General features: G+C 70.5%; 12 protein-coding genes. All 12 read left to right on the forward strand.

Going from position 1 to position 13,082, the window contains the following annotated elements; all coding sequences use genetic code 11:
• Window positions 1–98 precede the first annotated feature (98 nt).
• Window positions 99–641 carry a LemA family protein gene (locus ABB07_RS31635; protein WP_208901918.1) on the forward strand — a complete coding sequence of 181 codons (543 nt, stop codon included), beginning with the start codon at window positions 99–101 and terminating at the stop codon, window positions 639–641.
• Window positions 642–755: 114 nt separating this feature from the next.
• Entirely contained in the window at window positions 756–1,661 is a 906-nt protein-coding gene (gene pdxS, locus ABB07_RS31640) for a pyridoxal 5'-phosphate synthase lyase subunit PdxS (protein ID WP_208901919.1), read from the forward strand.
• A gap of 31 nt (window positions 1,662–1,692) precedes the next feature.
• Complete coding sequence (pdxT, locus tag ABB07_RS31645) at window positions 1,693–2,286, forward strand: pyridoxal 5'-phosphate synthase glutaminase subunit PdxT (protein ID WP_208901920.1); 594 nt, start codon at window positions 1,693–1,695, stop codon at window positions 2,284–2,286.
• 60 nt (window positions 2,287–2,346) lie between these two features.
• Window positions 2,347–3,099, forward strand: coding sequence for a YebC/PmpR family DNA-binding transcriptional regulator (locus tag ABB07_RS31650; protein WP_208901921.1), 753 nt, complete (start codon window positions 2,347–2,349; stop codon window positions 3,097–3,099).
• 124 nt (window positions 3,100–3,223) lie between these two features.
• Window positions 3,224–3,763: a crossover junction endodeoxyribonuclease RuvC gene (ruvC, locus tag ABB07_RS31655; RefSeq protein WP_208901922.1), complete on the forward strand. Its 540-nt coding sequence runs from the start codon at window positions 3,224–3,226 to the stop codon at window positions 3,761–3,763.
• A complete protein-coding gene (ruvA, locus tag ABB07_RS31660) occupies window positions 3,760–4,365 on the forward strand; it encodes a Holliday junction branch migration protein RuvA (RefSeq protein WP_208901923.1) in 606 nt (201 codons plus the stop codon). The genes ruvC and ruvA overlap by 4 nt, the downstream gene beginning before the upstream one ends.
• A gap of 26 nt (window positions 4,366–4,391) precedes the next feature.
• Complete coding sequence (gene ruvB / locus ABB07_RS31665) at window positions 4,392–5,486, forward strand: Holliday junction branch migration DNA helicase RuvB (protein WP_208901924.1); 1,095 nt, start codon at window positions 4,392–4,394, stop codon at window positions 5,484–5,486.
• A gap of 188 nt (window positions 5,487–5,674) precedes the next feature.
• Complete coding sequence (gene yajC / locus ABB07_RS31670) at window positions 5,675–6,178, forward strand: preprotein translocase subunit YajC (protein ID WP_208901925.1); 504 nt, start codon at window positions 5,675–5,677, stop codon at window positions 6,176–6,178.
• A gap of 141 nt (window positions 6,179–6,319) precedes the next feature.
• Window positions 6,320–8,125, forward strand: coding sequence for a protein translocase subunit SecD (gene secD / locus ABB07_RS31675; RefSeq protein ID WP_208901926.1), 1,806 nt, complete (start codon window positions 6,320–6,322; stop codon window positions 8,123–8,125).
• A gap of 3 nt (window positions 8,126–8,128) precedes the next feature.
• Window positions 8,129–9,232: a protein translocase subunit SecF gene (gene secF / locus ABB07_RS31680; RefSeq protein WP_208901927.1), complete on the forward strand. Its 1,104-nt coding sequence runs from the start codon at window positions 8,129–8,131 to the stop codon at window positions 9,230–9,232.
• Window positions 9,229–9,768, forward strand: coding sequence for an adenine phosphoribosyltransferase (locus tag ABB07_RS31685; protein ID WP_208901928.1), 540 nt, complete (start codon window positions 9,229–9,231; stop codon window positions 9,766–9,768). Before secF ends, ABB07_RS31685 begins: the two co-directional genes overlap by 4 nt.
• A 745-nt stretch (window positions 9,769–10,513) precedes the next feature.
• Complete coding sequence (locus ABB07_RS31690; protein ID WP_208901929.1) at window positions 10,514–13,051, forward strand: RelA/SpoT family protein; 2,538 nt, start codon at window positions 10,514–10,516, stop codon at window positions 13,049–13,051.
• Window positions 13,052–13,082: the final 31 nt, after the last annotated feature.

A 13,082-nucleotide genomic window follows, 5' to 3' on the forward strand; every position in this document is an offset into this window, starting at 1 on the left:
GGTGTCCGACGCGGGCGCGTCGCCCCGGGCCGATGGTGGCCGTAGCCGGTGCGGGACGGGCATGAGGGGCGGGTTCCCGCAGCCGATAGCCTTCCGGCGTGACCGCAACCCTCATCTGGATCCTCGTCGCACTCGTCGCGATCGGCGTGTACCTGAGCTGGACGGCCGGGCGGCTGGACCGGCTGCACGTGCGGATGGACGCCGCGCGTGCCGCGCTCGACGCGCAGCTGCTGCGCCGGGCCTCCGTCGCGCAGGAGCTGGCCACCTCGGGCGTGCTGGACCCGGCCGCCTCGATCGTGCTGTACGAGGCCGCGCACGCCGCCCGGCAGGCGGAGGAGGAGCAGCGGGAGATCGCCGAGAGCGAGCTGAGCCAGGCGCTGCGCGCGGTCTTCGGGGACCCGGGCCAGGTGGAGGCCGTGCGCGAGGCCCCTGGCGGCGAGGAGGCGGCCCGTGAGCTGGCCGAGGCCGTCCGCCGGGTCCCGATGGCCCGCCGCTTCCACAACGACGCCGTGGGAGCCGCCCGCAGGCTCCGAGAACACCGCAAGGTCCGCTGGTTCCGGCTGGCCGGCCACGCCCCGTTCCCCCTGGCCTTCGAGATGGACGACGAGCCGCCGGCCGCCCTGGTCGAGCGGGTCTCCTGAGGGCCGGCCGGCGAAAAGGATCCACCGGCTTGCCATTGGCCCTTGCTGTGGCCTGGTCCACTCGCGTTTCCTCGTCGGTGCAGAAAACCCTCTTTCCCATCAGTGAGGTCACCCGTGTCCACCATCGAGAACCAGGCTCCCGAGACCGGCACCGCGCGCGTGAAGCGTGGCATGGCCGAGCAGCTCAAGGGCGGCGTGATCATGGACGTCGTCACGCCGGAGCAGGCGAAGATCGCCGAGGACGCGGGCGCCGTCGCCGTCATGGCCCTGGAGCGGGTCCCGGCCGACATCCGCAAGGACGGCGGCGTGGCCCGTATGTCCGACCCGGACATGATCGAGGGCATCATCAACGCCGTCTCGATCCCGGTCATGGCCAAGTCCCGCATCGGCCACTTCGTCGAGGCCCAGGTGCTGCAGTCCCTCGGCGTCGACTACATCGACGAGTCCGAGGTCCTCACCCCGGCCGACGAGGTCAACCACTCCGACAAGTGGGCCTTCACCACCCCGTTCGTGTGTGGTGCCACCAACCTGGGCGAGGCCCTGCGCCGCATCGCCGAGGGCGCCGCGATGATCCGCTCCAAGGGCGAGGCCGGCACCGGCAACGTGGTCGAGGCCGTCCGCCACCTGCGCCAGATCAAGAACGAGATCGCCCGCCTGCGCGGCTTCGACAACCACGAGCTGTACGCCGCCGCCAAGGATCTGCGCGCCCCCTACGAGCTGGTCAAGGAGGTCGCCGAGCTGGGCAAGCTCCCGGTGGTCCTCTTCTCCGCCGGTGGCGTCGCCACCCCGGCCGACGCGGCCCTGATGCGCCAGCTCGGCGCCGAGGGCGTGTTCGTCGGCTCCGGCATCTTCAAGTCCGGCGACCCGGCCAAGCGCGCCGCCGCCATCGTGAAGGCCACCACCTTCTACGACGACCCGAAGATCATCGCGGACGCGTCGCGCAACCTCGGCGAGGCCATGGTCGGCATCAACTGCGACACCCTCCCCGAGACCGAGCGCTACGCCAACCGCGGCTGGTAAGCACACCGGTACGGACCAGGTACTGAACCCCATGAACACTCCTGTCATAGGCGTCCTGGCCCTCCAGGGCGACGTACGGGAGCACCTCATCGCCCTGGCCGCGGCCGACGCCGTGGCCAGGCCGGTGCGGCGCCCCGAGGAACTCGCCGAGGTCGACGGTCTCGTCCTGCCCGGCGGCGAGTCCACCACCATCTCCAAGCTGGCCGTCCTCTTCGGCGTGATGGAGCCCCTTCGCGCGCACGTGGCCGACGGCATGCCCGTCTACGGCACCTGCGCGGGCATGATCATGCTCGCCGACAAGATCCTCGACCCGCGCTCGGGCCAGGAGACGATCGGCGGCATCGACATGATCGTGCGCCGCAACGCCTTCGGCCGGCAGAACGAGTCGTTCGAGGCCGCGGTCGACGTGAAGGGCATCCCGGGCGATCCTGTGGAGGGCGTCTTCATCCGCGCCCCCTGGGTGGAGTCCGTCGGCGCCGGGGCCGAGGTGCTCGCCGAGCACGACGGTCACATCGTCGCCGTCCGCCAGGGCAACGCGCTCGCCACGTCGTTCCACCCGGAACTGACCGGCGACCACCGCGTGCACTCCCTGTTCGTCGACATGGTGCGCGCCAACCGAGCGTGAGAGTCCTTGTAGGATCTCTGACGTTCGTACAGAGATTGGTTACGCGAAGGAGACAGGCAGATGTCCGGCCACTCTAAATGGGCCACGACGAAGCACAAGAAGGCCGTGATCGATGCCAAGCGCGGCAAGCTCTTCGCGAAGCTGATCAAGAACATCGAGGTCGCGGCCCGCATGGGCGGTGCCGACCCGGACGGCAACCCGACGCTGTACGACGCCATCCAGAAGGCGAAGAAGCAGTCGGTCCCGAACAAGAACATCGACTCCGCGGTCAAGCGCGGCGCGGGCCTGGAGGCCGGCGGCGCCGACTACGAGACGATCATGTACGAGGGCTACGGCCCGAACGGCGTCGCGGTGCTCATCGAGTGCCTCACCGACAACCGCAACCGCGCCGCCTCCGACGTCCGCGTCGCCATGACCCGCAACGGCGGCTCCATGGCCGACCCGGGCTCGGTGTCGTACCTGTTCAACCGCAAGGGTGTCGTCATCGTCCCCAAGGGCGAGCTGACCGAGGACGACGTGCTCGGCGCCGTCCTGGACGCCGGTGCCGAGGAAGTCAACGACCTGGGCGAGAACTTCGAGGTCATCAGCGAGGCGACCGACCTGGTGGCGGTCCGCACCGCCCTCCAGGAGGCCGGCATCGACTACGAGTCCGCCGACGCCAACTTCGTCCCGACCATGCAGGTCGAACTGGACGAGGAGGGCGCCAAGAAGATCTTCAAGCTGATCGACGCGCTCGAGGACAGCGACGACGTGCAGAACGTGTTCGCCAACTTCGACGTGAGCGACGAGATCATGGAGAAGGTCGACGCGTAACGCTCCGCGGGTTCAGCGGAATCACGGCGGGCCGGTGGGACACGTACCACCGGCCCGCCGTCATTGTCAGTGGCACCCGATAGCCTGCACAAACAGCTGAGCGAGTCGGGAAGGGAAGGGTTCGGTGCGGGTACTGGGGGTGGATCCGGGGCTGACCCGGTGTGGTGTCGGCGTCGTCGAGGGGGTCGCGGGCCGCCCGCTCACCATGCTCGGCGTCGGCGTCGTGCGCACGCCCGTGGACGCCGACCTCGGCCACCGCCTCCTCGCCGTCGAGCAGGGCATCGAGCAGTGGCTGGACGAGCACCGGCCCGAGTTCGTCGCCGTCGAGCGCGTCTTCAGCCAGCACAACGTGCGCACGGTGATGGGCACCGCCCAGGCCAGCGCCGTGGCCATGCTGTGCGCCGCCCGCCGCGGCATTCCCGTCGCGCTGCACACGCCCAGCGAGGTCAAGGCCGCCGTCACCGGCTCAGGACGCGCCGACAAGGCGCAGGTCGGTGCCATGGTCACCCGGCTGCTCCGGCTCTCCGCGCCACCGAAGCCGGCCGACGCCGCCGACGCCCTCGCGCTCGCCATCTGCCACATCTGGCGCGCCCCCGCGCAGAACCGGCTCCAGCAGGCGGTCGCCCGCCACACAGTCCACGCAACGAAAGGCCGTACGGCATGATCGCCTTCGTCAGCGGCACGGTCGCCGCGCTCGCCCCGGACGCCGCGGTCGTCGAGGTCGGCGGCGTGGGCATGGCCGTCCAGTGCACGCCGAACACGCTGTCCACGCTCCGCATCGGCAAGTCGGCCAAGCTGCACACCTCCCTCGTCGTCCGCGAGGACTCGCTGACCCTGTACGGCTTCGCCGACGACGACGAGCGCCAGGTCTTCGAGCTGCTGCAGACCGCGAGCGGTGTCGGCCCGCGCCTGGCCCAGGCCATGCTCGCCGTGCACACGCCGGACGCGCTGCGCCGCGCCGTCGCCACCGGTGACGAGAAGGCGCTCACCGCCGTCCCGGGCATCGGCAAGAAGGGCGCGCAGAAGCTGCTGCTGGAGCTGAAGGACCGGCTCGGCGAGCCCGTCGGCGCGCCCGCGGTCGGCGCCCCGGTCACCCAGGGCTGGCGCGACCAGCTGCACGCCGCCCTCATCGGCCTCGGCTACGCCACCCGCGAGGCCGACGAGGCCGTGGCCGCCGTGGCGCCCCAGGCCGAGGCCGCGGGCGGCACCCCGCAGGTCGGACAGCTGCTGAGGGCCGCTCTGCAGACCCTGAACCGCGCCCGCTGACCCCCCTAGCCGAAGGCACACATCACATGAACTGGGACGACACGGCCGGCACCCCCGCCCCCGAGCGGCTCGTCGGTGCGTCCGCCGACCGGGAGGACCAGGCGGTCGAGGCCGCCCTGCGCCCCAAGGACCTCGGCGAGTTCATCGGCCAGGAGAAGGTCCGCGAACAGCTCGACCTCGTCCTGCGGGCCGCACGCGCGCGGGGCGCCACCGCCGACCACGTGCTGCTCTCCGGCGCGCCCGGCCTCGGCAAGACCACTCTGTCGATGATCATCGCCGCCGAGATGGGCGCCCCCATCCGCATCACCTCCGGCCCCGCCATCCAGCATGCCGGCGACCTCGCCGCGATCCTCTCCTCCCTCCAGGAGGGCGAGGTCCTCTTCCTCGACGAGATCCACCGCATGTCCCGGCCCGCCGAGGAGATGCTGTACATGGCGATGGAGGACTTCCGCGTCGACGTCATCGTCGGCAAGGGCCCCGGCGCCACCGCGATCCCGCTGGAGCTGCCGCCCTTCACCCTGGTCGGCGCCACCACGCGCGCGGGCCTGCTGCCGCCCCCGCTGCGCGACCGCTTCGGCTTCACGGCGCACATGGAGTTCTACGAGCCGCACGAGCTGGAGCGGGTCGTGCACCGCTCGGCGCGCCTGCTGGACGTGGAGATCGAGCCGGACGGCGCCGCCGAGATCGCCGGCCGCTCCCGGGGCACCCCCCGCATCGCCAACCGCCTGCTGCGCCGCGTCCGCGACTATGCGCAGGTCAAGGCGGACGGCGTGATCACCCGCGAGATCGCCGCAGCGGCCCTCGCCGTCTACGAGGTCGACGCGCGCGGCCTCGACCGCCTCGACCGCGCCGTCCTCCAGGCCCTGCTGAAGCTCTTCGGCGGCGGCCCGGTCGGCCTGTCCACGCTCGCCGTCGCGGTGGGGGAGGAGCGGGAGACCGTCGAGGAGGTCGCCGAACCGTTCCTCGTCCGGGAGGGACTGCTGGCCCGCACCCCGCGCGGCCGGATCGCCACCCCGGCCGCCTGGGCGCACCTCGGCCTCACCCCGCCGCCCTCGGCGAGCGGGGGCGCGACCGGGGGGACGACCGGGGGAAACGGACAACAGGACCTGTTCGGGACCTGACGGCGCGAGGTCGTCTCCGGACGGCGAGGGCATTGGCCTCGGCAGGAACTCAGGTGCAATGCTGAGCGTTGTTCCATGCACGCGGACTCGCTTAGACTCCGCCGATGCCGCCTTTGCGGGCGGCGCCGACCCACACCCCCATCAACAGGCCGCTCTCCGTCGCGGTCGCGCGAAGGAAACCCCGTCCCGTGAATGCCTTTACCCTTCTCCCCTTCATCGTGCTCATCGCGGCCATGTTCCTGATGACGCGCTCGGCCAAGAAGAAGCAGCAGCAGGCCGCCAACATGCGGAACGAGATGCAGCCCGGCTCCGGTGTCCGCACGATCGGGGGAATGTACGCGACGGTCAAGGAGGTCAACGAGGACACGGTCCTCCTCGACGCCGGCCCGGGCGTCGAGCTCCTCTTCGCCAAGAACGCGATCGGTGCCGTCCTCACCGACGACGAGTACAACCGCATCGTCCACGGCATCGAGCACGACCTGAAGTCCGACGCCGACATCGTCCCGGACGACGCCTCCTCCCTCACCGAGAGCGACGAGTCCGACTCGCCCGCTGCCGCCGCCTCCGACGACAAGGCCGTCGACCTCGGTAAGAAGGACGCCGACGAGGACGGCACCGACACGGCCGAGGCCGCCGAGGCCAAGGCGGACGACGAGCCGAAGAAGACCGACGGCGACTCCGACGCGAAGTAGTCACGCCCCGGTGGTGCGCTGCGCGGCATGATCGCGCCCCGCGCACCACCGGGCGTCTGTTTCCCGCACGGAACAGCCCGACACCATGTCATGGCCGACCGCGCCGACCGCGTGGGGCGGCCCGAGAGGGAGTACGAGAAGGTGGCAGCACCCAAGAGGGGCCGGAGCGCGAGCGCCCAGAGCAAGCCAGGGCGCTCGCTGGCCCTCATCCTGATCGCCATCGTGGCGCTCACCGGAGGCATGTTCCTGTCCGGGAACAAGACTCCGCGTCTCGGCATCGACCTCGCCGGTGGCACGAGCATCACGCTCAAGGCGAAGGCCGACCAGGGGTCCGCGATCAACAAGGCCAACATGGACACCGCGGTCGACATCATGAACCGCCGTGTCAACGGCCTCGGCGTCTCCGAGGCGGAGGTGCAGACCCAGGGGACCGACAACATCATCGTCAACATCCCCAAGGGCACCAACTCCAAGGAAGCCCAGCAGCAGGTCGGCACCACCGCCAAGCTGTACTTCCGTCCGGTCCTGGCCAGCGAGCCCAGCACCGGCGCCACGCAGACCCCGTCGCCGAGCGCGACCCCCAGCGGCAGCTCCTCGCCGAAGCCGGGCACGAGCCCCTCCAGCAGCGCCTCCGCCAAGCAGAAGGCGTCCTCGTCCTCCTCGGGCTCCCCGTCGCCCACGGCCTCGGCGACCTCCCAGGGCCGTGCCGTCAGCGACGCGCTGAAGGCCGGCTCCACCCCCACGCCGAGCTCGTCCGCCTCCGGCAGCACCAAGCCGTCGGCCACCCCCTCGGCCACCCCGTCGGCCTCCTCCAGCGCCGCCACCGCCGCCGCCAAGCTCCAGGCGCAGTACGCCGCCCTGGACTGCACCAAGCCCGCCGAGCGGGCCAAGGTCGGAGGCGCCGCCAAGCCCGGTGAGCCCACCATCGCCTGCGGCCAGATCAGGAAGGTCTGGTACAAGTACATCCTCGGCCCGGTCGCCGTCGACGGCACCGAGGTGAAGAAGGCGCAGGCCGTCTTCGACACCCAGGGCGCCTCCGGCTGGCAGGTCCAGATGACCTTCAGCAGCAGCGGCGCCACGAAGTTCGCCGACATCACCGGCGCGCTGGCGAAGAACCAGCAGCCGCAGAACGAGTTCGCCATCGTCCTGGACGGCGACGTCGTCTCCAGCCCGTACGTGCAGACGGCCATCACGGGCGGCCAGGCGGAGATCTCCGGCAGCTTCACCCAGCAGGACGCCCAGAGCCTCGCCAACATGCTGTCGTACGGCGCCCTGCCGCTCTCCTTCCAGGAGCAGTCCGTCACCACCGTCACCGCCGCGCTCGGCGGTGAGCAGCTGCACGCCGGTCTGCTGGCCGGCGCGATCGGGCTCGGCCTGGTCGTGATCTACCTGGTCGTCTACTACCGCGGCCTGTCGGTCGTCGCCATGGCCTCGCTGGTGGTCTCCGCGGTCCTCACCTACGTGATCATGTCGTTGCTGGGCCCGGCCATCCACTTCGCGCTCAACCTGCCGGCGGTCTGCGGTGCCATCGTGGCCATCGGTATCACCGCCGACTCGTTCATCGTGTACTTCGAACGCATCCGGGACGAGATCCGCGAGGGCCGCTCGCTGCGCCCCGCCGTCGAGCGGGCCTGGCCGCGCGCCCGGCGCACGGTCCTCGTCTCCGACTTCGTGTCGTTCCTGGCCGCCGCCGTGCTGTTCATCGTGACCGTCGGCAAGGTCCAGGGCTTCGCGTTCACGCTCGGCCTGACCACCCTGCTCGACGTCGTCGTCGTCTTCCTGTTCACCAAGCCGCTGATGACGCTCCTCGCCCGCCGCAAGTTCTTCGCGAACGGCCACAAGTGGTCGGGCCTCGATCCGCAGAGCCTGGGTGCCAAGCCGCCGCTGCGCCGCACCCGCCGTCCCGCCGGTCCCGCCGCCGGCCCTGTCGACCCGAAGGAGGCGTGAGCGATGTCGAAACTCGGCAACCTCGGCGCTCGACTGCACCGCGGCGAGATCTCGTACGACTTCGTCGGCAAGCGCAAGATCTGGTACGGCGTCTCCATCCTGATCACCATCACGGCCATCCTCGGCCTGGCGGTGCGCGGGCTGAACATGGGCATCGAGTTCAAGGGCGGCGCGGTCTTCACCACGCCGACCCACATGAGCACCTCGGTGGCCCAGGCGGAGAACTACGCCAAGGACGCCTCGGGCCATGAGGCGATCGTGCAGAAGCTCGGCAACGGCAGCCTGCGCATCCAGATCGCCGGCATCGACACCGGCCAGTCCGACAAGATCAAGCAGGAGCTGGCCAAGGACCTGAACCTCAACCCCGAGAAGCTCGCCGCCGACCTGGTCGGACCGAGCTGGGGCCAGCAGATCGCCAACAAGGCCTGGGAGGGCCTGGCGATCTTCATGGTGCTCGTCGTGATCTACCTGGCCATCGCCTTCGAGTGGCGCATGGCCGTCGCGGCCCTGGTCGCGCTGATCCACGACATCACGATCACGACCGGTATCTACGCCCTGGTCGGCTTCGAGGTCACGCCCGGTACGGTCATCGGTCTGCTGACCATCCTCGGTTACTCGCTCTACGACACGGTCGTCGTCTTCGACAGCCTCAAGGAGCAGACGAAGGACATCACCAAGCAGACCCGCTTCACCTACAGCGACATCGCCAACCGGTCGATCAACGGCACCCTGGTCCGGTCGATCAACACCACGGTCGTCGCCCTGCTGCCGGTCGCGGGCCTGCTGTTCATCGGCGGTGGCTTCCTCGGCGCCGGCACGCTGAACGACATCTCGCTGTCGCTGTTCGTCGGCCTCGCGGCCGGTGCCTACTCGTCGATCTTCATCGCCACGCCGCTCGTCGCCGACCTCAAGGAGCGCGAGCCCGCGATGAAGGCCCTCACCAAGCGGGTCCTGGCCAAGCGTGCCCAGGCCGCCGCCGAGGAGGACCTCGCCGCGGACCGCGCCGACGACGACTCCGACGCGGCCCCCGCCGTCGTGGGCCCCCGCAACCAGCCCGCGTCCCGCAGCCGGGGCCGCGGCCGGCCCTCCGGAGGGAAGCGCCGATGACCGAGATCAGGGAGCTGCTGCTCAGCCGCATCCGGGACGTCGCCGACTACCCGGAGCCGGGTGTGATGTTCAAGGACATCACCCCGCTCCTGGCCGACCCGGCGGCCTTCACCGCCCTCACCGACGCACTGGCCGAGATCGCCGCGAACTCCGGCGCGACCAAGATCGTCGGCCTGGAGGCCCGGGGCTTCATCCTCGGCGCCCCGGTCGCCGTCCGCGCGGGCCTCGGCTTCATCCCGGTCCGCAAGGCGGGCAAGCTGCCCGGAGCGACACTGCGCCAGGCGTACGACCTGGAGTACGGCTCGGCCGAGATCGAGGTGCACGCGGAGGACCTGACCTCCGGCGACCGCGTCCTGATCGTCGACGACGTCCTCGCCACGGGCGGTACGGCCGAGGCCGCGATCCACCTCATCCAGCGCGCCGGTGCCGAGGTCGCGGGACTGGCGGTGCTGATGGAACTCGGTTTCCTGGGCGGCCGCGCCCGCCTGGAGCCCGCCCTGGCCGGAGCCCCGCTGGAGGCACTCCTCCAGGTCTGACCGGACCACTGCACGAGCGGCCTGCGACACCACCGCAGGCCGCTCCGCGTCTCCCACCGCCATCACGCGCGGGCCCATTCGTGCGGCACGCGGTGCCGGGTACGGGTGCCGGGTGCAGGGTGCCGGTGATCCTGTGGCTGTGGCTGTGGCTGTGGCTGTGGCTGTGGCTGTGGCTGTGGGTGTGAGTGTGAGTGTGAGTGTGAGTGTGAGTGTGAGTGTGAGTGTGAGTGTGGTGTCGGTGCGCGTGCCCATGCTGGTGCTGGTGCTGGTGCTGGTGCTGGTGCTGGTGCTGGTGCTGGTGGTGTGGGTGTGGGTGTGGGCTGTGGCCCACCAGGGCCATCTGCATCCGGCTCCGGCGGTCGACAGTCGGCCGTCTCCGGGCCCTGGAACCACCCGCGGCCTGGGACCACCCGCAGCCGTCGACGGCGACGGTGCCCGCTCCAGGCCCACGACCGCCCCCCGGCAGCCGCCGACGGTGATCGTGCCCCACCAGGGCCACCCGCACCCGGCGACGAAAGGCGCACGGGTGGTGCGGGTGGGAACACGAAGCCGGCCGAAGGCGAAGCCGAGGCAGGCCACCGGCAAGACCCCCGGAGGAATCCGGCAGGAATCCCACGGAAACCTCGCGCGTTTCACGGGTAGACGGTCCTCACTTCCGCCTGAAGGCGATGACCAGCCGCAGGATCGCTACCATGGGTTCTCCGGAGCCTGACCGGGGGACCCGGATCGCGCACGAGGAGTCCTCTTGCCAGACGAGGCCCAGCACCTGACCGCCGCAAAGCCCGAGCCCGCCTCGGCCGCCGCGGCGAAGCCCGCGCCGCACGTGTCCAACGCGAAGAACGACACCCGCGGGCCGATCGAGCACGCCCAGTCCGCGCCCGTCGAGAAGGCTGCCGAGGCCTCGCGTCCCAAGCCCGCACCCACGGAGCGCCCGGCCCAGCCGCCCGTGGTGCGCCCGCCCATGGTCCAGCCCGGCCGCACCGGCTCCTCCAACCGCGTCCGCGCCCGCCTGGCCCGCCTCGGCGTACAGCGCGCGAACCCGTACAACCCGGTTCTCGAGCCGCTGCTGCGGATAGTGCGCAGCAACGACCCGAAGATCGAGAACTCGACCCTGCGGCAGATCGAGCGCGCCTACCAGGTCGCCGAGCGCTGGCACCGCGGCCAGAAGCGCAAGAGCGGCGACCCGTACATCACGCACCCGCTCGCCGTGACCACGATCCTCGCCGAGCTGGGCATGGACCCGGCCACGCTCATGGCCGGCCTCCTGCACGACACCGTCGAGGACACCGAGTACGGCCTGGACCAGCTGCGCCGCGACTTCGGCGACACCGTCGCCCTGCTCGTGGACGGCGTCACCAAGCTGGACAAGGTCAAGTTCGGCGAGGCCGCGCAGGCCGAGACCGTGCGCAAGATGGTCGTGGCGATGGCCAAGGACCCGCGCGTCCTGGTCATCAAGCTCGCCGACCGCCTGCACAACATGCGCACCATGCGCTACCTCAAGCGCGAGAAGCAGGAGAAGAAGGCGCGCGAGACCCTGGAGATCTACGCGCCGCTCGCCCACCGCCTCGGCATGAACACCATCAAGTGGGAGCTGGAGGACCTCGCGTTCGCGATCCTCTACCCCAAGATGTACGACGAGATCGTACGGCTGGTGGCCGAGAGGGCGCCGAAGCGTGACGAGTACCTGGCCATAGTGACCGACGAGGTCCAGGCCGACCTGCGCGCCGCCCGCATCAAGGCGACCGTCACCGGCCGCCCGAAGCACTACTACAGCGTCTACCAGAAGATGATCGTGCGGGGCCGCGACTTCGCCGAGATCTACGACCTGGTGGGCATCCGTGTCCTCGTCGACACCGTCCGCGACTGTTACGCCGCCCTCGGCACCGTGCACGCGCGATGGAACCCGGTCCCCGGCCGGTTCAAGGACTACATCGCGATGCCCAAGTTCAACATGTACCAGTCGCTGCACACGACGGTCATCGGGCCCAACGGCAAGCCGGTCGAGCTGCAGATCCGCACCTTCGACATGCACCGCCGCGCCGAGTACGGCATCGCCGCGCACTGGAAGTACAAGCAGGAGGCCGTCGCCGGCGCCTCCAAGGTCCGCACGGATGTGCCCAAGGCCTCCGGCAAGGACAAGGACGCCATCAACGACATGGCGTGGCTGCGGCAGCTGCTGGACTGGCAGAAGGAGACCGAGGACCCGGGCGAGTTCCTGGAGTCCCTGCGCTTCGACCTGTCCCGCAACGAGGTCTTCGTCTTCACCCCCAAGGGCGACGTCATCGCCCTGCCCGCCGGGGCCACCCCCGTCGACTTCGCGTACGCCGTCCACACCGAGGTCGGCCACCGCACCATAGGAGCGCGGGTCAACGGCAGGCTCGTACCGCTCGAATCCACCCTGGACAACGGCGACTTGGTGGAGGTCTTCACCTCGAAGGCGCCTGGCGCCGGACCGTCCCGCGACTGGCTCGGCTTCGTCAAGTCCCCGCGCGCCCGCAACAAGATCCGGGCCTGGTTCTCCAAGGAGCGCCGGGACGAGGCGATCGAGCAGGGCAAGGACGCGATCGTGCGGGCGATGCGCAAGCAGAACCTGCCGATCCAGCGCATCCTCACCGGGGACTCGCTGGTCACGCTCGCGCACGAGATGCGCTACTCGGACATCTCCGCGCTGTACGCGGCGATCGGCGAGGGGCATGTCTCCGCGCAGCACATCGTGCAGAAGCTCGTGCAGGCGCTCGGCGGCGAGGAGGCGGCGACCGAGGAGATCGACGAGACGGTCCCGCCGTCCCGCACCCGTGGCCGCAAGCGCCGCTCCAGCGCCGACCCGGGTGTCGTCGTCAAGGGCGTCGACGACGTGTGGGTCAAGCTGGCCCGCTGCTGCACGCCGGTACCGGGCGACCCGATCATCGGGTTCGTGACGCGCGGCAGCGGCGTATCGGTTCACCGCAGCGACTGCCTCAACGTCGAGTCGCTGTCCCGCGAGCCGGAGCGCATCCTCGACGTCGAGTGGGCGCCGACGCAGTCCTCGGTCTTCCTGGTCGCCATCCAGGTGGAGGCGTTGGACCGCTCCCGGCTGCTGTCGGACGTCACCCGCGTGCTGTCCGACCAGCACGTCAACATCCTCTCGGCGGCCGTCCAGACCTCCCGCGACCGGGTGGCCACCTCCCGGTTCACCTTCGAGATGGGCGACCCCAAGCACCTCGGGCACGTCCTGAAGGCCGTACGCGGTGTGGAGGGCGTGTACGACGTCTACCGCGTGACGTCCGGACGCTCGCGGTCGTAAGCAGCCATAGCACGGACAAGGCCCCGTACGC

This window comes from Streptomyces incarnatus (assembly GCF_001027185.1).
GTDB classification, from domain to species: Bacteria; Actinomycetota; Actinomycetes; order Streptomycetales; family Streptomycetaceae; genus Streptomyces; species Streptomyces puniciscabiei.